General features: G+C 71.2%; 18 protein-coding genes and 1 tRNA gene. 6 read left to right on the top strand and 13 right to left on the bottom strand.

Annotation, left to right across the window (positions count from 1 at the left end; all coding sequences use genetic code 11):
• Nucleotides 1-68: 68 nt before the first annotated feature.
• The 11 genes from JOD54_RS35460 to JOD54_RS04585 all read right to left on the bottom strand — a co-directional run bounded on the left by JOD54_RS35460 (nucleotide 69) and on the right by JOD54_RS04585 (nucleotide 13,258).
• Nucleotides 69-4,250: an LCP family protein gene (locus JOD54_RS35460; protein ID WP_204449338.1), complete on the bottom strand. Its 4,182-nt coding sequence runs from the start codon at nucleotides 4,248-4,250 to the stop codon at nucleotides 69-71.
• Nucleotides 4,251-4,480: 230 nt separating this feature from the next.
• Entirely contained in the window at nucleotides 4,481-5,413 is a 933-nt protein-coding gene (locus tag JOD54_RS04630; protein WP_204449337.1) for a GGDEF domain-containing protein, read from the bottom strand.
• 164 nt (nucleotides 5,414-5,577) lie between these two features.
• Entirely contained in the window at nucleotides 5,578-6,024 is a 447-nt protein-coding gene (locus JOD54_RS04625) for a hypothetical protein (RefSeq protein ID WP_204449336.1), read from the bottom strand.
• Complete coding sequence (dusB, locus tag JOD54_RS04620) at nucleotides 6,024-7,163, bottom strand: tRNA dihydrouridine synthase DusB (RefSeq protein ID WP_307859834.1); 1,140 nt, start codon at nucleotides 7,161-7,163, stop codon at nucleotides 6,024-6,026. The genes JOD54_RS04625 and dusB overlap by 1 nt, the downstream gene beginning before the upstream one ends.
• Before the next feature lie 34 nt (nucleotides 7,164-7,197).
• Entirely contained in the window at nucleotides 7,198-7,695 is a 498-nt protein-coding gene (locus JOD54_RS04615; RefSeq protein WP_204449335.1) for an O-acetyl-ADP-ribose deacetylase, read from the bottom strand.
• 99 nt (nucleotides 7,696-7,794) lie between these two features.
• Nucleotides 7,795-8,424, bottom strand: coding sequence for a hypothetical protein (locus tag JOD54_RS04610; protein WP_204449334.1), 630 nt, complete (start codon nucleotides 8,422-8,424; stop codon nucleotides 7,795-7,797).
• 78 nt (nucleotides 8,425-8,502) lie between these two features.
• A complete protein-coding gene (locus tag JOD54_RS04605) occupies nucleotides 8,503-9,348 on the bottom strand; it encodes a phosphotransferase (RefSeq protein ID WP_204449333.1) in 846 nt (281 codons plus the stop codon).
• The gene (locus tag JOD54_RS04600) at nucleotides 9,349-10,449 is read right to left on the bottom strand and encodes a saccharopine dehydrogenase family protein (RefSeq protein WP_204449332.1); all 1,101 of its coding nucleotides are present in this window, start codon (nucleotides 10,447-10,449) and stop codon (nucleotides 9,349-9,351) included.
• Nucleotides 10,442-11,470, bottom strand: a complete 1,029-nt coding sequence (locus JOD54_RS04595) for a saccharopine dehydrogenase (RefSeq protein WP_204449331.1) — start codon at nucleotides 11,468-11,470, stop codon at nucleotides 10,442-10,444. The genes JOD54_RS04600 and JOD54_RS04595 overlap by 8 nt, the downstream gene beginning before the upstream one ends.
• Nucleotides 11,471-11,480: 10 nt before the next feature.
• Entirely contained in the window at nucleotides 11,481-12,296 is an 816-nt protein-coding gene (locus JOD54_RS04590) for an isocitrate lyase/PEP mutase family protein (protein WP_204449330.1), read from the bottom strand.
• Between the two features lie 38 nt (nucleotides 12,297-12,334).
• Nucleotides 12,335-13,258 carry a DMT family transporter gene (locus tag JOD54_RS04585; RefSeq protein ID WP_204449329.1) on the bottom strand — a complete coding sequence of 308 codons (924 nt, stop codon included), beginning with the start codon at nucleotides 13,256-13,258 and terminating at the stop codon, nucleotides 12,335-12,337.
• A gap of 278 nt (nucleotides 13,259-13,536) precedes the next feature.
• Between JOD54_RS04585 and JOD54_RS04580 the strand changes: the two genes are divergently transcribed.
• Nucleotides 13,537-13,609: transfer RNA gene (locus JOD54_RS04580), tRNA-Lys, on the top strand.
• Between the two features lie 222 nt (nucleotides 13,610-13,831).
• Here JOD54_RS04580 and JOD54_RS04575 read toward each other — a convergent pair.
• The gene (locus tag JOD54_RS04575; RefSeq protein WP_204449328.1) at nucleotides 13,832-14,374 is read right to left on the bottom strand and encodes a snapalysin family zinc-dependent metalloprotease; all 543 of its coding nucleotides are present in this window, start codon (nucleotides 14,372-14,374) and stop codon (nucleotides 13,832-13,834) included.
• Between the two features lie 167 nt (nucleotides 14,375-14,541).
• Here JOD54_RS04575 and JOD54_RS04570 point away from each other — a divergent pair, with 167 nt between their 5' ends.
• The gene (locus JOD54_RS04570; protein WP_204449327.1) at nucleotides 14,542-14,931 is read left to right on the top strand and encodes a RidA family protein; all 390 of its coding nucleotides are present in this window, start codon (nucleotides 14,542-14,544) and stop codon (nucleotides 14,929-14,931) included.
• Between the two features lie 102 nt (nucleotides 14,932-15,033).
• On the top strand, nucleotides 15,034-16,599 hold the full coding sequence (locus JOD54_RS04565; RefSeq protein ID WP_204449326.1) for a methyl-accepting chemotaxis protein: 1,566 nt from the start codon (nucleotides 15,034-15,036) through the stop codon (nucleotides 16,597-16,599).
• Here JOD54_RS04565 and JOD54_RS04560 read toward each other — a convergent pair.
• Nucleotides 16,596-17,195 carry a nitroreductase family protein gene (locus JOD54_RS04560; RefSeq protein WP_204449325.1) on the bottom strand — a complete coding sequence of 200 codons (600 nt, stop codon included), beginning with the start codon at nucleotides 17,193-17,195 and terminating at the stop codon, nucleotides 16,596-16,598. The genes JOD54_RS04565 and JOD54_RS04560 overlap by 4 nt on opposite strands.
• A 52-nt stretch (nucleotides 17,196-17,247) precedes the next feature.
• On the opposite strand from JOD54_RS04560, the gene JOD54_RS04555 reads away from it, so the two are divergent.
• The 3 genes from JOD54_RS04555 (at nucleotide 17,248) to JOD54_RS04545 (ending at nucleotide 19,519) form a co-directional block, all read left to right on the top strand.
• Nucleotides 17,248-18,102, top strand: coding sequence for an exodeoxyribonuclease III (locus JOD54_RS04555; protein ID WP_372440258.1), 855 nt, complete (start codon nucleotides 17,248-17,250; stop codon nucleotides 18,100-18,102).
• 150 nt (nucleotides 18,103-18,252) lie between these two features.
• The gene (locus JOD54_RS04550; RefSeq protein ID WP_307859833.1) at nucleotides 18,253-18,969 is read left to right on the top strand and encodes a Crp/Fnr family transcriptional regulator; all 717 of its coding nucleotides are present in this window, start codon (nucleotides 18,253-18,255) and stop codon (nucleotides 18,967-18,969) included.
• Between the two features lie 55 nt (nucleotides 18,970-19,024).
• Entirely contained in the window at nucleotides 19,025-19,519 is a 495-nt protein-coding gene (locus JOD54_RS04545; protein ID WP_204449322.1) for a hypothetical protein, read from the top strand.
• The last annotated feature ends 289 nt before the right edge of the window (nucleotides 19,520-19,808 follow it).

Below are 19,808 nucleotides of genomic sequence, written 5' to 3'. Positions count from 1 at the left end.
GCACAGCCTAGATGCCGCGTGGCGGGGATGCGCCATCGTCAGGTGAATCCGAGGTGAACGGGGCGCGACTAGGCGCAGGTCACATCCGAGCCGTTGACCGTGGACAGGCTCGGCAGCGGCTTGTTCTCCGGTGTCGGCACCGCCGCGCCCGGCGTGCCGGGGGCCACGACCTGGCCGGTGAACTCGGGGCCGAGCACCAGCACCAGCGCCGCCGACATCGACGGGTCTTCCTGCAGCTGGGCGCCGGGGACAGCGGAGGCCAGCGCCTGCGCGGCGGCCTCGTGGCCCTTGCCGTAGCGGACAACGGTTCTGGGCACCGCGGCGGTCGGGTTGACCTGCACCACGGTGAAACCGAACTCGGCCAGCTTGTCGGCGGTGCGCCTGGCGATGCCGCCGGTCGCGTTGCCGCCGTTGAGCACCTGGATCTTGAGCGTCTTCGGGTCGACCGCCTCGCGGATCGGCGCGGCCTGCTGCTGGGTCCCGGTGCCCGCTGGCGGGGGCGGTGCCTCGCCGGGCAGCGGCTCTTTGTTGATGATCGCCCGGAACAGCCGGTCGGCGTCGTCCTTGCGCAGCACCTCGTTGTTGCGCGAGTTCGGCATGCCGACGGTCGGGACGGTGATGAAGGTGACCCGGCCCGCTTCGAGGCTCTGCAGCGACTGGCCCAGCCGCATCAGCGAGTCGACCTCGATGTTGTCGCCGAAGGTGGACTTGGCGACCTCGCCGGTGAAGGAGGTCAGCTTCGCCGGGTCGAGCAGCACCTGCCCGGACATCGCCTTGCGCAGCAACGACGACAGGAACCGCTGCTGGCGCTTGATCCGGCCGTAGTCCGAGGTCGGGTCGCCGCGCACGTGCCTGGCGCGCACGAAGTCCAGCGCCTGCTCGCCGCGCAGCAGCACCTCGGTGCCCGCGTCCTTGACGATCCACTTGTTGAGCGTGGTGTCGAACATCGGCTTCTCGACGCAGACGTTCACCCCGTCCACCGCGTCGACCATGCCGCGGAAACCGCTGAAGTCGATGCCGACGAACCGGGTGATCTGCAGTCCGGAGATCTCCTGCACCACCTTGGTCACGCACAGCGGCCCGCCGACCTCGTAGGCGGTGTTCATCTTGGCGTTCTTCTGCGGCTGCGAGTGCTCGCCGGTGTACTTGGCCGCCTTGGCGTCGAACCGCTCGCAGTCCGGCCGGTTGATCTCCAGGTCGCGCGGGAAGGACACGATCACCACGCGGCTGCGGTCGGCCGGGATGTGGGCGATCATCACGGTGTCCGAGCGGGCGCCGGGCACCGAGTTCGCGTCGCCGACCCCCTCCTCGGCCTCCGCGCCGTCGCGGGTGTCCGAGCCGACCAGCAGGAAGTTCTCGTCGCCGCGCTGGCCCTCGGCGTTCTGGATGGCCGCCGAACCCGGGTCGAGCGCGCGCACCTGCTCGATGTTGTTGTTGGCCCACTCCTTGATGCCCCAGCCGACACCGGTCGCGGTGAACACCAGCACCGCGGCCGACCCGGAGAACACCTTGGCCAGCAACGACCACCGGCGCTTGGGCTTCGGGTCCTCGTCGTCGCCACCGCTGTCGCGCTCGTCGGTGTCCGCGCTCTCGTCGCGCGCCAACGGCTCCACGACGACGGTCGGCTCAGCGGGCGCTGCCGCCAACTCGTCGAGCTTCTCGTCGAGCTCGGCGGCATCGGAGCCCCAAGGGGTCTTGAGCCGCTTGGACTTCTTGGCCTTTTCCTCGGCGCGCATCTCGTCGTGCACCTTGGAGAACCGCGCCAGCGTCTGGTCGACCCGCCGCCGCTTCTGCACGGCCTCGCCGATCGGCTCCATCTCCGTGGTGAGCCCCACGAGCTCCTGCGGGGACACGTTCGGCGGCGGGGTCAGCTTGCCCTCGGGCACGGGCGGCATCGACGACTGCCCCGGCGGCTGCTGGCTGGGGATCCTCGGCTTCTCGCGCCCCTGGTCGACGACCGGGTGCGCGCCGCTGGTCTCGCCGCGGCCGGGAACGGGGTGCGCGCCGGTCCGCTGCGGGATCGGGTGGCTCCCGGTGCTGTTGCCAGGCCCACCGGGGATCGGGTGCGCGCCGGTGCCCTGCGGACCGTCCAACTCCGGGCGGCGCGGCGGACCCGGGTGCGGGTGGCCGCCGGTGCCCTGGGGCGCGTGCAGCGGGCCCTGCCGGTTGGCCTCTGGCGCCGGGACGGGGTGCGCGCCGGTGCGGCGGCCGTTGGGGTGCTCGGCGGGGCCGCGCCCGTTGAGGTGCTCCGGGGCCGGGTGCGCACCGGTGTGGTCCGGGCGCAGGTGCGGCTCGATGGGGCCGTTGCGGTGCCCTGGGGCCGGGTGGGCGCCGGTGTGGTCGGGCCGCTGGTTGCCGTTGAGGTGCTCGGGCACCGGGTGTGAGCCGGTGTCTGGGCGCCGGTTCCCGTTGCTGTGCGGCTCTGCGGGGCCGTTGCGGTGATCCGGGATCGGGTGGGCGCCGGTGTGGTCCGGGCGTCGGCTGCCGTTGGGCTCGGCGGGGCCGTTGCGGTGCCCAGGGACGGGGTGGGCGCCGGTGTGGTCGGGCCGCTGGCTGCCGTTGGCGTGCGGCTCGATGGGGCCGTTGCGGTGGGGTTCGGCCGGGCCGCGGCCGGTCAGGTGCTCCGGAACCGGGTGCGCGCCGGTGTCGGGGCGGCGGTTCTCGTTGCCGTGCGGTTCGGCGGGGCCGTGGCCGTTGCGATGGCCCGGGATCGGGTGGGCGCCGGTGTGGTCCGGGCGTCGGTTGCCGTTGGGCTCGGCGGGGCCGTTGCGGTGCTCGGGAACTGGGTGCGCGCCGGTGTCGGGGCGGCGGTTCCCGTTGGCGTGCCCGGCAGGTCCGCGCCCATTGAGGTGCTCCGGGGCGCCGGTGCGGTCCGAGCGCCGGTTGCCGTTGGCGTGCGGCTCGATGGGGCCGTTGCGGTGCTCGGGTACCGGGTGCGCGCCCGTGTGGTCGGGGCGCCTGTCCTGGTCCGCTGGGCGGTTGCCGTTGACGGGCCCGTTGGGGTGATCGAGGGGAGCCGGGTGTGCGCCGGTGTGGTCGGGGCGCCGGTTCCCGTTGCTGTGCGGCTCGGGGTGCTGACCGTCGGGGCGGCGGTTGGGCAGCGGGTGCGCGCCGGTGCGGCCCGGTTCGGGGCGGCGGCCGGGGACGGGGTGCTGCCCGGTTGGGAGCGGGCGGCCGGGAGCGGGCTGCGAGCCCGTGCCACGCGGAGCTTCCAGCGGGTTCTCGTCCACCTCACCCTGGCGCCGGGGGCGGCCTGCCTCACCGGCGGGTGGGAACGGGCGGTCCTGCGGTCCGCGTCGACCGGGGGACGGCGGGCGGTTCTCCGAGAACGGCTCCGGCTGGCGGCGGCCGGAGCGGTCGTCGAGCGGGAAGTCGGGGGTGCCGGTCGGGCGAGCCGGGCCGCGCCGGGGTTCTGACCGCGTCGGTTCGCTCAACGCCGCCGGGCGTCGCTGCGGCTCCGAGCGGGTCGGTTCGCTGAGCGCGGGGCGGCGGTTGTCGATCCGGTCAGACCGGGTCGGTTCGCTCAGGGCGGGCGGCTCGGGCAGGGCGCGCCTGCCGGTCGGCTCCGGCTCCTGGCGGGCGCGGCGGCCCGCGGGCGGTTCGTCGGTGTGCCTGGCCGGGGGCGGCGGCGGGTTGCCGGGCAGCGAGCGCTTGGCGTCCGCGCGGCCTCGACTGGCCGACTCGGCGAAGGTTTCCTTCTTGGCGCGCTTGCCCGCGCTCGCCTCGGGCCCGAGCAGGTCGACCACGGACCTGGGGCGGTCGTCGTCCTCCCGGACCGCGCGCTGGGGGCGGTCGACGGGCTGGCCGGTGGACTGGGCGAGGACGTCGGCGGGGACCGCGTGCGTGGCGGTCCGGTTGCGGCGCGACTGCGGCTTGGGCGGTTCCGGCCGGCGTACCGGTTCCGGCTGCCTGGGTGGCTCCGGCGGGAGCTCGGGGGCGCTGCGGCGGCCGCCGGTGCTGATCACGTTGCGGTGCACGTCCGGCGCTGGTTCGGCGGCGTGCCGGGAGGGCGGCTCCTGGGCGGCGCGGCGGCCGCCCTGGTGTCTCGGTACCTCGTCCGGCTCGTCCGCCTCGGGTATCGGCACCAGGTTCGACCGGGAGCCGCTGTGCCGCTCGACCAGGTCGGACACGCTGACCCCGCCCGCGCCCTCCATCGACCGGCGCCTGCGTCGGGGCTGCTCGGCCGGTTCCGGGGCCCGGCGCTTGCCGCCGGTCGAGGAGCCGGGGGCGCGGTCGTGGTCGTCGGACACCCGTGCTCCTTCCCTTCGAGAGGCTCCGCAGTGCGCGAACCGTTGTCGGTTGGTTATCAACACGTTGCTGTGCCGCGTTCGGTTGCTTACCCGATCGTGTCACGCTGCGGGAGCGATAGTACGGATGGCTGTCCCTCATGACGATGGCAGACCGGGTTTCGTTCACTATCAGTACGGAGTTCCGCGCACGGCTCTAGCCCGATCAGGGTAACCCCGGTCGGGCGAGGTACTTATCGAGCAGAGGCCCTCGGGGTCGCGATCGCGCGCCGACCGGCCGCCGCTCCGGCCAGGTGAGCGGTCCCGTCCAGCAGGTATGCGACGGCGTTGCGGCCGGACTGCTTGGCGGTGTAGAGCAGCGCGTCCGCCTCCCGCAGCTGACGCTCCGGAGCCGCCGGTGTGTTGTCCGCCACTCGGATGGCCGGTTCGTGCGCCAACCCGATGCTCACCGTGACCCGCAGCCCCAGCACCAGGCTCGACCACGGGTACCGCTCCACGCGGCCCCGCGCCGCCTCGGCGATGTCCACCGCGGTGGCCCGGTCGACACCGGGCAGCACGAGCACGAACTCCTCGCCGCCGTAGCGCGCGCAGAACCCGCCCTCGGGCAGGTCGTCCTGCAGCAGCTCCACCACCCGCTGCAGCACCCGGTCGCCGACCAGGTGCCCGAAGGTGTCGTTGACTTGCTTGAACCAGTCCAGGTCCACCAGCGCCACACCGAGGCCGTCCGCGGTGCCCTGCTCGGCGACCAGGTCGACCAGCCGCTGGTCGAGGTAGCGGCGGTTGTAGCTGGCGGTGAGGCTGTCGCGGATGCTCTGCTCGTGCGCCTCGGCGTGCTCGCGGCGCAGCCGGTCCACCTCGCGGCGGAACTGCTCGGGGATCTGCGGCGGCGAGCTCATCTCCGACATCAGGTCCAGCGCCGAGCGCAGGTGCTGGTAGGCCTGGCGGTACTGGCCCCGGGAGGCCAGCAGGGCGGCGATGGACTCGTGCAGGCTCACCAGGTTGGCCGTGTCCGCGGGCGGGTCGTCGGGGTTCTCGCCGCGCTCGGTGATCGCGGGGTGGCGCAGCGGAACGGTCGGTTCGCTGACCCGGTGGTCCCGCCACGGGTTGTCCCGCTGGTCGGGGTCGGGTTTCGCGACGCCTCGTCCCAGAACGGCCACCGCGGTCACCTCCCTACGTACGTGTGTGTCGTCCGGAATGACGCCGTGCTTGAGCGACCGGGACGCATGGACGCAGGAATTCCCCCTACTGGTGGACGGCACACTGCTCCAAACAAGTGACTGATCCCCTGGTCGGTCGCGATCCGCGCACGGCCGATGTCACCCGATCGGACTCACCTGGTCGGGCAGGGAGTGAAGCCGTAGGCCTTGCCGTCGAGCACCACGACCCGCTGGGAGCCGATCTGCTCGGCCAGGGTCGCGCTGTCGCGCCGGATCCGCACCGACACGCCGACAACGTAGATGTCCCCGCGCGGGCGTTTGGTCGACTTCTCCGGCTTCCACTTCGGGTCCGCGCGCAGGGTGGACAGCGCGGGTTCGATCCGCAGCGTTAGGCCGCCGAGGTCGCAGTCGGAGGTGAAGTCGGGGTGCTGGGTGCGGCGCAAGAAGTCCCGTTGCGCGCTGTACCCCTCTTTGCCTGCCTCGTTCAGGTCGGTGAAGTAGCGGTTGACCAGGTCGCGGTTGGGTGCGGCCTCAGCGGCTGGCACGGGCGTGCCCTGGATGGCGGTGGCGCACCCAGCTGCGGCGAGCAGCACGAGCAGGGCGCCCGGTAGTGCCCGCATCAGCCCCCCGAGTGCATCAGCTCGGCCCCGTCCGGCACGGCGGCATCCTCGGGGTCGTCCAGCCAGCCCTCCGGGAGCACTACGCGTCCCGGTGAGCCCTGGCGCCCGCGCGGGCCCTCGGCCTCGGCGGGATAAGGGGCGTCGTGGTCGAGCTTGCCGATCAGGTCCTCTAGTTCCGCGAGCGTCGACACCAGGCCGAACGCCTTGCGCAGATCCGCGCCTATAGGGAAGCCGCGCAGGTACCAGGCCATGTGTTTGCGCAGGTCGCGCACGCCCTTGTCCTCGCCGATGTGGTCGGCCATCAGGATGGCGTGCCGGTGCAGGATCGCCCCGACCTCACCCAGCGACGGACCCGCCGGGATGGGCTGGCCGGTCATCGCGGCGTGGAGCTCGCGGAACAGCCACGGCCGCCCCAGGCACCCCCGCCCGATCACGACACCGTCGCAGCCCGTCTCCCGCACCATCCGCAACGCGTCGTCCGCGCTGAAGATGTCGCCGTTGCCCAGGACGGGGATGGTCGTGACCGCTTCTTTGAGCCGCGCGATCCGCGACCAGTCGGCTTGCCCCGAATACCGCTGCGCCGCCGTCCTGGCGTGCAGCGCGACCGCGACGGCCCCCTCGGCCTCGGCGATGCGGCCCGCGTCCAGGTAAGTGAGGTGCTCGTCGTCGATCCCAACCCGGAACTTGACCGTCACGGGGATCCCCGCGGGCGCCGCCGCCTCCACCGCCGCCCGGACGATTTGGGCGAACAACCGCCGCTTGTAGGGCAGCGCCGCGCCACCGCCCTTCCGGGTCACCTTGGGCACCGGGCAGCCGAAGTTCATGTCCAGGTGATCGGCCATCCCCTCGGCGGCGATCATCTTGACCGCGTCGGTCACGTTGCGCGGGTCCACGCTGTAGAGCTGCAACGACCTGGGGTGCTCATCGGCCCCGAAAGTCATCATCTCCAGCGTCTTGGAGTCACGCTCGACGATGGCCCGAGCGGTGACCATCTCGCACACGTAGAGGGAGGTGGCGCTGCCGAACTCCCGGCACAACGTCCGGAAGGCCACGTTGGTGATCCCCGCCATCGGCGCGAGGACCACCGCGGGGTCGACCCGGTACTGGCCGATCGCGAGTGCGGGAGTCGGTGGGACCACCGCCCCAGGCTAGTCGGTGGACGTCGGGGCCGGACTAACCCGCCAGTGCTGTGATGAGCGCGTGGTGGGTCGCTTCGTCGAAAGCGACGAAGGTGATCCGAGTGGCGTTGGTCGGGGTCGCGCGGATCGTGGCGACGGCGATCCTGGCGGCTTGGTCGGTGGGGAAGCCGTAGACACCGGTCGCGATCGCGGGGAACGCGATGCTGCTCGCCCGCAGCTCGTCGGCGACCTGGAGGCAGCGGCGGTAGCAGGAGGCCAGCGTGTCGGCCTCGCCGTCGTCGCCCGTCCACACCGGGCCGACGGTGTGGATCACGTGCTGGACGGGGGCCAGGTCGAACGCGGGGGTGGCTTTGGCGTCACCCGGGTCGCACGGCGCGATGGCGGCCCCCGCCTCGGCCAGCCCCGGTCCGGCGGCGCGGTGGATGGCGCCGTCGACCCCGCCGCCGCCCAACAGGGATTCGTTCGCCGCGGTCACGATCGCGTCGACGCGTTGTTCGGTGATGTCGCCGAGGACGACCTCGATCGTTGCCATGCGTCCCAGGGTGCCCGGCTCGTGGCCGGGTCGGGTGGTTGGTTCGCCGTGGGCTGAGAAGGCCGTGGCCCCATCCCGGGGAGGGACGGGGCCACTGGGTCAGGAGAGTTCGGAGTACCAGTCCGAGAGGGTCGCCTCGGAGGAGGAGTCCGGGGAGCACGAGTCGTAGCTGTCGTCCATGCCGGACTCGTCGAGGGTGCCGTCGTCGTGGGGCTCGTGGTCGATGGCGGTGTCGTCGTCGCCGGGCTGGTTCTCGAAGCCGCCGTCCTCGATCTGCTCGTCCCCGGTCGGGTGGGCGGGCGGGAGATCCGCGCCGTCGTCCTCGGGGACGTCGGAGGGGACGTCCTGGGTCTGGTCGTCCGCGGGGGTGTCGGTGGCGGGCGTGGTGTCGGACGGGACGTCTTGGGTTTGGTCCGACGTGGTGGGGTGGGCGGGCGGGAGGTCGCCGGACTCGTCCCCGCCGATGCCCTTCTCGTTCCAGGTGCCCAGGCCGGTCGGGTCGTTGTAGGCGGACTCGGCGACGCCGTCGTCGTTGTAGTCCAGCAGCGCGGTGTCGGCGACACCGTCACCGTCGGAGTCCCACATGCTGTCGTCGTAACGGCCGTCGCCGTCGAAGTCGACCGCGATGGCGTCGTTGGTGCCGTCGCCGTCGACGTCCACGTTGGCCTCGCCGTGGTGCACGTTCGGGGCGCTGTCCCCGGTGCCGAAGCGGTACTCGATGTCGGCCATGTCTGCCCCTCCGTGGCTTGAAGTCATCGGGATAGACGGCCATCACCCCGACGTGGTTCCGGGGATGGTAGTGGCGAACTAGTCGAAAAAGGACGGTTTCGCCAGAGCAACCAGGTGGGCCCTCGGCGCGTCGGCGTACGGGCCGGGCTCGCCGTTGATCGCCCGGTGCCAGGTGAGCGCGCGGGCGATCTTGCCGACCCGGCAGGCCAGTTCGAGGTCGGCGACCAGTTCGGCGCGTGGTGCGAGATCGGTGAAGGCCTCCAGGTAGGCGTCGCGGCCGCGCTCGTGGTCGGCGCCGAGCAGCGACAGCGGGACCAGCATGGAGGCGAACGAGTGGGCGATCACGCTGTCGCCCCAGTCGTAGAACCGGCCGCTGCGCAAGAAGTTCCCCGCGTGCAGGTCGTTGTGGTCAATGCTCACCGGCACCACCGACTCGGCCAACCGGGCGCACCACCCGGCGACCTGCGGACCCATCGCGGCGATCTCCGGTGGCACGTCGTCGACCACCGCGAGGGCTTCGGCGAACCGCTGGGGCATCCGAGCGGGCCGCATGTCGGTGACCCCCGCGGCCAACATCGCGTCCGTGTGCGGGGCGAGGTCGCGCTGCAACTGCCCGTACAGGGGCAGGAATTCGATGATTTCAGGCTCGTCGGCGAGGGGCGGCCCGCCGTCGGGCAACAGGACCCAGCCGCGCATCGGGTCGGTCGCGATGGGAGCCAAGACCCGGTCTGGGACCACGGCGTGCAGGACCTCGTACAGCCGCACCTCGGCCGCGGTGCCCGGTGTGGTCGCCTTGAGCCACACCGGTCCCGCGGTGGTCGCGGCGGTCAGGACCGTTGCCCACGACCGCGCCTTGAACTCCGTGAGCGGGCCGGTCCGGGTGATCCCGGACTCGGCCAACCGCTCATCCAGCCATGCCAGCATTCACCGATACTCGGCGACGATCCCGTGGCCGCGCAACGCGGTTAGCCAGCGCCGTGACGCTTCCGCGCTCTCGGCCGCGCGGTGCAACCCCGGGGTCATGGCGCCGGAGAGGACCTCGCCGATCCCGATCGCGAGCGGGGTCGACACCAGGCGGGCCATCGCGCTGTCGTGCTCGTCGCCGACCACGTCCAGCACGTACTCGCCCGACCACCGCGTCCCGTCGTCGCCGTCGACCCACAACGCCACGGCGAGCACGACCCGATCCCGGTCGGACTCGGTCGTCGGGTAGCGGGCGGCCAGGTCGGCGGCGAGGGCGGTGATCCGGTCGGCGTCGGGGTCGCGCAGCTCGGCGAACACCGGTGCCCACGCGTCCAGCCAGCCGTCGAGCCGCAGCGTGCCGCGCACGAACCGGTCCAGCCGCCACCGGCTCGGCAGGTGGTACTGCTCGACGAACGGCAGGCTGTCGCGGTTCGGGTACGCCTCGAACCGCTCGCCGCGCAGCTCGTAGCCGGTGGTCGCTTCCCACGGGCGCTCGGCCACGGTGGTCTCGCCGCCGTCGATGTAGCGGGCGGGGGAGAGCAGGGCGGTCAGCACGCCGCGCGGCGCCCAGCTGAACCGGTAGCGGAACTCGTTCGGCACAGCGGGGATGCCGCCGCAGTAGGAGGTGAAGGTCGCCGTCGCCGGGCCCGCCACGTCCGCGCGGGCCACCAGGTCGTGGGCGAGCAGGTGGTCGATGCCCGGGTCGAGCCCGGCCTCGGTCAGCACCACGATGCCCGCGTCGCGGGCGGCTTCGGCGTACCCGGCGATCTCGTCGGAGACGTAGCTGGTGTTGGCGTAGTGCGAACCGTTGGCCAGGCACAGTTTCAGCAGCCGGACGTGCTCGGTCGCAGGCAGCATGGAGACGACGACGTCACCCCGGTCGGGCTCCAGGGAGTCGAGCGCGCGGGGGGTGACCTTGCCGGTGAGGCCGAGGCGTTCGACGCACGCGGCCGCCTTTGCCTCCGTCCGTCCATAGAGGACTACGTCGGTGGTGTCGGCTAGGACCCGGACGCCGCTGCCGGTGGACAGGCCGGTGCCGACCCAGTGCACGGTGTCAGCCATTGACGGCCTCCTTCGCCACGGCGGTGCGGAAGTGCTCCAACGCGCGCACCCACTCGGCGCCGCCGTCGAGGTTTTGCAGCAGCGGGAGGAGATCGGCGGAGAACGCCGTGCTCGCCTCCTTCGGCAGCAGCGACGGCAGGTTGTCAATGGCGATGATGTCGACCGGGTTGTCCGCGCGCAGCCGCCGGGCGGGCTGGTCCCAGTCGGTGATCCGGTCGTAGACCGGCAGGACGTTGCAGTCGGAGGTGACGTCGCAGGTCACATCGGAGATCACCGCGAGCCTGCGGCCGGGGGCGTCGAGGTCGGCTTCGGTGACGAACGGCGGGACCGGCGTGGTGGTGAGGACCGTGTTGACCAGCAGGTCGTGCCCGAGGAGGGCGGGCTTGTCCAGGTTCCGGGTCTCCTCGAGGTCCCACGCCGTCGCTTCGATCCCGGCGACGGCCAGCGCGTCGCAGGCGCCTCGACCGCTGCGGCCCAAGGCGCCGACGACGATCGCGCGCGTGTCACCGCCGCCGCGCAGGGCCGCGTCGAGGTCTTCGCGGGTGGTCGGGACCAGGGGCGTGGTGAGCTGCCCGCGCAGGTGCAGGACCGCCAGCGCGGCGCCGACGTAGCCTGCCCAGTAGCCGAACGCGGCGAGCCTGCGGCCGCTGTCGTCGGTCAGGTACTCCATGTCCAGGAGTGCGCCGCCGCCCGCGGTGAAGCGGTCGAGCAGGGTCGCCGCTCCGTGCTGTGCCTTGTAGGCGTGCCCGAAGTAGATGTGCCGGTGGCGCAACTCGCTCGGGCCGTCCGGCAGTTCCTTGAGCCCGATGACGTAAGCGTCGTCCGGGGCGTCCACCCACGACCCGGCCTCCGCTGTGGCGCACCCGGCCGCGGCGTAGTCCTCGAGGGGGAACACGCGCTGGGGTGAGCGCTCGACGGTCACGGCGAACCCGGCGTCCACCAGGGTCCGCGCGTCGTCGGGCGTGATCGGGGCGCGGCGTTCGGTGGTTCGCACCTCGTGCCGCATCCACAGGTGGGTCATCAGGCCTCCGTCAGTCGATCAGGGCGTCGGCTTGTGCGTAGCTCATGGCACCGGTGGTCAGCGTGAAGGTGCCGGACTCGGCGATCTCCTGGGCGGCCAGCACGGCGGCGGTGAGCGCGGCCCTGGGCAGCGCGGACCCGAGGCTGATCCGGCGGGCGCCGAGCGCACCGAGCTTGCTGACCGAGCAGCGCGCCGCCGGGCCCGCCGCCAGCACGTTGACCGGCTTGTCCACGGCGGCGCAGACGGCCTTGACCGAGTCGAGGTCCGGCAGGCCGGGGGCGTAGAGCACGTCGGCACCGGCGTCGGCGAAGGCCTGGAGCCTGCGGATCGTGTCGTCGAGGTCGGGTCTGCCGTGCAGGAAGTTCTCCGCGCGGGCGGTGAGGGTGAACGGGAAGGGCAGCGCCTTCGCCGCCTCCACCGCGGCCGCGATCCGCTCGACGGCCAGGCCGAAGTCGTAGACCTCACCGCCGCTGACGTCCTCGATCGACCCGCCGACCAGGCCCGCCTCCGCGGCGAGCCGGATGGTCTCCGCAGCGTCCTCCGGCCGGTCGCCGAACCCGTTCTCCAGGTCGGCCGACACCGGGAGGTCGGTCGCCGCGATGACGGCCTGGGCGTTGGTCAGCGTCTCCGCGCGGCTGACCAGCCCGGCGCCGTCCGCGCGACCCAGCGCGAAAGCCAGCCCAGCGCTCGTCGTGGCCAGCGCCCGGAACCCCAACCCGGACAGCACCCGCGCCGTCCCCGCGTCCCACGCGTTGGCCAGGACGAACGCCCCCGGGCCGCGGTGCAACTCGGCGAACGCCTCGGCCCGCTCGCGCTGGTTGGACATCGCTGGCCCCTCTCTAGATCACTGGGTGGGTGCTCAAGCTAGATCACATCGCCATCCGTGCGCGTTCGCGTGAGCCGAACGGGTGAGGCGGGGCTGGTGCTCCCGCTGCTGTTCTTGCTGCTGTTCTTGCTGCGCGCCACAGCGACCCCGAGCAGGCACAACGCGCCGCCGACCAGCGTGAGCGCCGCGGGCACCTCGCCGAGGAACAGCCACGACATGAGCAGCACCAACGCGGGCACGACGTAGGTGGTCGCCCCCATGCGGCCCGCTGTCGTCCGGGAAAGCGCGTAAGCCCAGGTGTAGAAGGCCAGCGCGGTCGGGAACAGGCCCAGGTAGACCATGCCGATGGTGGAGCTGAGCGGGGCCGTCTGCAGGTCCGCGACCAGTTGCCCGGAGAACGGCAGGGTGGCGACCGCCCCGATGACGCACCCGAAGGTCGTCACCTGCAGCGCGGACCCGTGCTTCAACGCGGGCTTCTGCAGCACCACCCCGGCGGCGTAGGTGATCGCCGCGAGTACGCATAGGCCGATACCCAGGACCGAAGAGCTGCCGGATCCGGACGTGGACACCCCCACCACAATGGCGCCCGCGAACGAAACCCCCAACCCCAGCATCAGCCGGGGCGGGAATCCTTCCTGGAGGAGCCACCCGCCGAGAAGCGCGATGAGAATGGGCCCGATGTTCACCAACATCGCCGCGGTCCCGGCGTCAACCAACTTCTCGCCCCAGTTCAAAACGACCATATAGCCGCCGAACCACAACACCCCCGACCCGATGATCCCCGGCCAAGCCCCCCGCCCCGGCAGCCCCTCCCGTCGCAAGCCCAGGAGCAGCAGCAACGCGGCGGCACCGCTGAGCAACCGCCCCTCGGCCAACGCCCCAGCCGAGAAATGCGGAGCAGCGTCCCGAATCACCACGAAGGCCGAAGCCCACAAGATCGCAGTAGTAACCGCAGCCGCCATTGTCCGACGATCCACCCCAGACCTCCCTTTTCGCCGGGAGCCTTTCACCCGCCTTCCGCCGAGGTCAACCACCTTCTCCCGGCCCGCCGGAAATGGCCGAAAACAACCCCTCCCTGACCGTTTTCCACCACTCCCCTCCCGCCCACCCACCTGCTCCCCTCACCCTCCCCACCCACCCGACCCCGCCCCGTACTCGCCCCTGTGACCCACACCACCCCCATCCCACCCCTCCGGCACCCCTCAACCACCCCCACCCCAGCCGCTACACTCGGCCCCCTGGGCCGTTAGCTCAATTGGTAGAGCTGCGGACTTTTAATCCGTAGGTTCTGGGTTCGAGCCCCAGGCGGCCCACTCTTTTGGCTGGTCAACCCGCACTTTCCGGGGCTTCCGACGCTGTCCTGCTGGCTGTGGTGTAGCCGCATTGGGGGAAGGGGAATGGGGCCGGTTGCGGGGGTGGGAATGCGGTGGAAACGAGGGGCGCCCGGTGGTTGGGTTTGAGGGGGCGCCCACCTCGGGGTTGCGGGCGGCACAGGAGCGGGTCTCACGGAAGGCCCGCTCCTGTGCGGGGGAACGTCAGCCCGCGAGCAGCACGTGCTCGTGCGGTGCGGGGCCGGGGGCGGCGACCCGGCTGGTCCAGAAGCGTTGGACGGCGGCCAGTTCGGCGGTGCTGGGTTGGGCGTTCTGGCAGCGGCCGCCCGCCATGACCTTGGCGCAGTTGCCGATGTCGGAGGGGTGGTTGAGGCTGAGGATGTGGCCGAACTCGTGGACCACCACGCGCAGGGAGCTGGCGCCGGAGCTGGTGATCTGGTTGCGGTAGAAGTAGATCTGGCCGCGGGTGCAGCCGACGCAGCTGGCTGTGCCGGGGGCTGAGCCGTTCTGGGCGGTGGTGATGGTGATGCCGCCGGTGCCGCGGACGAGTTTGACGCTGGTGACGCCCGCGTTCCAGATCTTGACGGCGTCCTCGACGGTGGTGGCGAGCTCGGCGGCGCGGCTCGGGTCGTAGTAGATGGTGCGGACGAGGGCTTGGGGTGCGGCGGCGGTGGCGGCTGGGGGCGCGGCCAGGGTGAAGACCGCCAGGGCGCCGAGTACCGCGGCGAACAACCTTGTGCGGGACATTGGGGAGAACTCCTCTGTGGGACGTTTCCGCGTAAACGCGGGTTCTCCGAACGTAAAGCCGGTCCCGCCGGTGCGGGCACCCAACAGGGAGCTATAACTCTTCCCAATCCCCGTACCTGTGCGTGCGCACGCGTGCCCGGGGCGGTTGGCACCGGATGAGGAGAGCGATGACCGAGATCGTCCCGCGCAACCCGACTGACGGCGTGTACCCCGCGACCGGCGACTACGTCCACGCCATGGAGGTGCGCGACCCCGCCCGCTTCCTCTTCGTCGCGGGCACGATGGGCCTGGATCCCAACGGCGTTCCCGGTGCGACCCTCGCGGAGCAGTTGGACCTGGTGTGGTCGAACCTGCGCGCCATCCTCGCCTCGGCGGGCATGACCGTGGACAACATCGTCCGCCTTACCAGCTACCTGCGCGACGCCTCTTACGCCGAGGAGAACGCGCGGGCGCGGATCGCCGCTCTCAAGGGCCGTCCGGTGCCGACTACGGCTGTCGTCGTCGAGACGCTGGACAGTGGGTGGTTGGTTGAGATCGAGGTGGTGGCGGCGGGCTGACCGGGTGCGCGGCTGACCCATCCGGGGGGCATGTGGGGTGAATCTCTCAGCTGCCTGGTCCCGGTGCCAATTCCCCCGGCACAAGCACCACGAGGGAGTGTCATGGGGTTGAGCATTCGGTTCCGCCTGCTGCTGATGGCAGGCGTCGGCGTTGTCGCCCTCGGTGCGATGGCGGGGGTCGCGGCGTACGCGACCGGCGCCCAGTCCGACGCGACGGGGTCGCTGGCGGGTGTGAGTGCCGCGATGAGCGCCCAGTGGAACGCGGACATGATGCACGACGCCATCCGGGGTGACGTGATGGCCGCTATCGGCGCCCAGACCCCCGCTGAGCTGGAGGAATTCGGAGCGGCTGAGGTCAGTGAGCACACCTCGACGATGCTGGCGAAGTACGACACCGCCACCGCGGGGGCTCCCGAGGCGCTGCGGGCCGGGTTCGCCAACACCCGGGCTGCGGTGGTCGAGTACACCACCAAGGCCCAGCAGATCATCACCACCGCCGGGACCGACCCGGCGGCGGCCAGGGCCGAGGTCGCCGCCTTCCTGGACCTGTTCAGCCAGCTGGAGGACAAGCTCGGCGGCCTGGACGACGAGCTCTCCGCCGCCGTGGAGCAGCAGCGGGTCGACGCCGACGACACCGGTTCCACCAACCTGACCCTGATCCTGCTCTGCGCGATCGCCGCTGCCCTGGCCTTCGCGGTCAGCTCGGCGTGGACGATCCGGACCATCCGTGGTCCGCTGCTGACCATGGTCCGCGGGTTGAAGGCGATCGCCGCCCGCGACCTGACCACCCGCGTCGAGCTGGTCCGCGGCGACGAGCTCGGCGAGATGGCCGAGGCGATCAACGCGACCGCCAGCTCGATGAGCGCGGTGCTGACTTCGATGGGTGAGGGCACCGCCACCCTGCTGACCGCCGGGGCTGATCTCGACCGGGTGTCCGGCCGCCTCGGCACCGCCGCTGAGGAGACGCTGGCCCGCACGAACGAGGTCGCCGAGTCCGCCGGACGGGTGACGAGCACGATCACCGAGATCGCCGCCGCCTCGGCGCAGATCGGGTCGTCGGTGGACAGCGTCGCCCGGGCCAGCTCCGACGCCCAGTCGGTGTCCGCCCAGGCCGTGCAGGCCGCCGAGGACACCGCGACCGGGGTGCAGCGGCTGCGCGCGGCGAGCCGGGAGATCGACGAGATCGTCCGAGCGATCACCTCCATCGCCGAGCAGACCAACCTGCTCGCGCTCAACGCCACCATCGAGGCGGCCAGGGCCGGTGCCGCGGGCAAGGGCTTCGCCGTGGTCGCCAGCGAGGTGAAGGACCTGGCGCAGGAGACGGCGCGGGCGACCGAGAACGTGAAGGCCAAGATCAGCGTCATCCAGACCATGACCGGTGAGGCGGTCGACTCGATCGACGGCATCCGCAGCGTGATCACGCAGATCAACGACGGCCAGCAGGGCATCGGCACCGCGGTGGACGAGCAGACCCGCACGACCCAGGGCATCGCGGCCAGCGTCGGCGAGGTCAGCCAGACCACCGGGCAGATCCGCGAGTCCCTCGACGGGATCTCCAGCAGCGCCGCTCTTACCGCCGAGGGCGCTGCGGCGACCCAACGGTCGGCCGCGACTCTTACCGCGACCGCCCGTCAGGTCAACGACATCATCGGCACGTTCTCGTACTAGTGGTGACCCCACCGCCCGCGGTGCACTACGTCCTCGACGGCTCGGCGGCGCTCAGCGATCCGGGCAGGTGGGGGCGGTAGGTCGGGCGCGCGGTAGCCGACGGTAAGAGCGCCGATGGGGTGGTACTCCTCGGGGATGCCGAACTCGGCGCGCAAGGCGTCGATGTTCTCGGGCATTACGCCGAAGAAGCACGCCCCCAGGCCCTCGTCGACGGCCGTAAGAAGCATCAGCAGGGCGGCCATGCCGGTGTCGATGTGCCAGTAAGGGGCTGGCCACCGTGCCTCGGCGCGGTCCACCCAGCCCTTGCCGGCTTCGGCGTAGCGCTCCAGGTAGGCCATCTTGTGCGCCAAGGGGATCACCACGAGTGGTGCGTCCTGCATCGTCGGGGTCTGCTCCACTCTGGTCGGTATGAACGGCCAGAAGCGGGCTCGGTCTTCGGGGGCGGTAAGAGCCAGGAACGCCCAACCTTGGGAGAAGCCTGCGGACGGGGCTCTTAGCGCGTTGGCCAGGACGCGCTCGATGACCTCGGGTGTAAGGGGTTGGTCTGTGTAGTGGCGCACCATCCGACGGCGCCGGACCACCTCGGAGAACTCCATAGGAGCCAACGTACTCGCGCACGGCCGTCTGACTACGGCTAGCGTGGGCCGCGTGCGCGTGGCTACCTGGAATGTGAACTCGGTGAAGCAGCGGCTGCCCCGGCTGCTGGCCTGGTTGGACGAGCGGGCGCCGGACGTGGTGTGCCTACAAGAGACCAAGCTCGCTGACAACGCGTTCACCGCGCTGCTGGCCGCTCCGCTCGCCGAGCGCGGGTACGAGGTCGCGCTCAACGGTGAGGTCCAGTGGAACGGCGTTGCCATCCTCTCCCGGGTGGGCCTGGAGGACGTCGTGCGCGGCATCCCCGGTGGTCCCGGGTTCCCCGACCCTGAAGCGCGCGCGGTGTCCGCTACGTGCGGGGGTATCCGGGTGCATTCTGTTTATGTTCCCAATGGGCGCGAGCCGGATTCGGACCATTACCACTACAAGCTCGCGTGGTTGGCCGCACTACGGGACAACGTTGCTGCCGGGCCAGAAGATGTCATGGTGTGCGGCGATGTCAACATTGCGCCTACCGACGCGGATGTCTTCGATCCGGCGGCGTATGTGGGCCACACGCACGTGACTCCGCCAGAGCGCGCTGCTCTCGCCGATCTTATGGGCGTTGGATTGCGCGACGTAGTGCGGGACAGGTGGCCTAACGAACGCGTCTTCTCCTACTGGGACTACCGCGCGGGCATGTTCCACAAGGACCTGGGGATGCGGATCGACCTCATCCTGGCGAGCACGCCGGTCGCGGGCAGGGCCGCCGCCGCGTGGGTGGATCGGCAGGCGCGTAAGGGGACTGGGCCTAGTGACCACGCACCCGTTATAGTTGATCTTGACGATGCGCCGGACGGCGACATCGGTCCGGTAGTCCCGCCGCCCTCGGTGCGCGGTAAGACCGCGAAGCTCCCACAATCGCGGTAGGACAGAGGACTACTCGTAGTAGAGCGCTTCGCCGTTCATCGTGGGCTGATCCGGGATATCTGATCGGCAACGGGGTGATTGAACCCGATCATCTCGGCGGTCCGCGCCCGTTCCTTCCTACCGTCGACCGTACGACAGACGGGAGGCGACGTGGGTGCAGATTCCGACTGGCCGTCGACAACCTTGCTCGGTTCACTTACCGAGCGCACTCGATCGGCTTTGCTGGCGGCGGGATCCGAGATTCGCTACCCGCGCAACCACTACCTCTTGCGCCAAGATGAGGAAGGCGACATCGCCTACATCATCATGGAAGGCGCGGTGAAGGTGTTCGTGGAGACCGCGAACGGCACCAAGAGCCTCCTGGGCATCCGCGTCGCGGGCGACATGGTCGGCGAGATGGGCGCGATCGACCCGGAGGCCCGCCGCTCGGCGACGGTGCAGGCCGCGACCGCGGTGGTGGTCCGCTCGGTGCACCGCAACCGCTTGCGCGCGCTGATGTCGGAGTACCCGGACCTGGCCATCGAGATCAGCCGGATGATCAGCTCCAGGCTGCGCTGGGCCAACCGCCGCCGGGTGGACGCCACCATCAAGGACGGCCGGGTCAAGCTGGGCAGGCTGCTGGTCGAACTGGCCAGCTTCTACGGCGAGCAGGTCGGCGAGCACTGGGACCTGCGCATCCAGCTCACCCAGCACGAGCTCGGCTACATGGCGGGCCTGGCCAACCGCACGGTGGAGAAGGCCCTCGCCGACCTGGAGCAGGACCAGGTGATCAGCAAGGCCTACCGCCGCATCCGGATCACCAACCTGCCCCGCCTGCGGGAGATCGCGGGCTGGGGCGACAATCCGCCGCCGTGCGTAGTGCCCTAGCCTGAAGTGCCGGAGAGTGTCGATCGCCCCCAAGGCGACACGAAAGGCTCAATCAATGGCACCGATCGGGCTAAAGCCACGGCGACTGTGCGTCGCCGCCGCCGGGTCCAGCACCCGTGCCGCCGAGAAGGTCCTCGCCACCGCCGCCGACGTCGCGGGCTTGGCCCTGCTGTGGGAACCGGGCACCCTCACCGCCACCCTGGCCCCCACCCCGATCACCGTCGACCGGTTCCTCCTGGCGATCGACACCGAGCTGTGCGCCCACAACGCCACCCAGGACCGCCTGCGCCTGCGGGTCGCCCTGCACCGCGGCACCCCTGAGGAGGCGCACGACCTGCTCACCGCCCGCCCCCTCACCGACTCCCTCGACGAGGCCCCGGACGTCAACCTCGCCGTCCTGCTCTCCGACCGCCTCCCGATCGCCGCCCCGGAGTTCCGCGAGGTCCTGCTCCGCGACAACCCCACAACCCCCCGAGCCTGGATCTGGCTCCCCGGCTGGCGCGCCGACAACACCGAACTCCCCCGCTGGTCCGCCGACGTCTGGCTGTAGCGGCGAAACCAGGTAGCCGAGGGATCGCCTGCATCGATCGGGTGGCAAATTTGCCTTGCCAGCAGCTACTTCCGCAGTGGTGCGGAGTTGTTTGCGCGTTCTGTGACCGATCCGGCTGGGCTGTGTTCATCGGACGAGGTACCCGGTAGCTGAGCGCGCAGTCGCCAGTCCTACGCTATCTCCGCATCAGGGCGTATTTGCGTCCACGGTGGCAACGGGTTGAGAAGCCCGTCACGAGCGGAGAACGATGATCGCGTTTGTCTCCTACGGCCAACTCCTCGCCGAGCAC

The sequence above is a fragment of the Actinokineospora baliensis genome (assembly GCF_016907695.1).
GTDB lineage: Bacteria > Actinomycetota > Actinomycetes > Mycobacteriales > Pseudonocardiaceae > Actinokineospora > Actinokineospora baliensis.
Note: the sequence above shows the minus strand (reverse complement) of the source record. Positions and strands in the feature narration are given on the sequence as shown.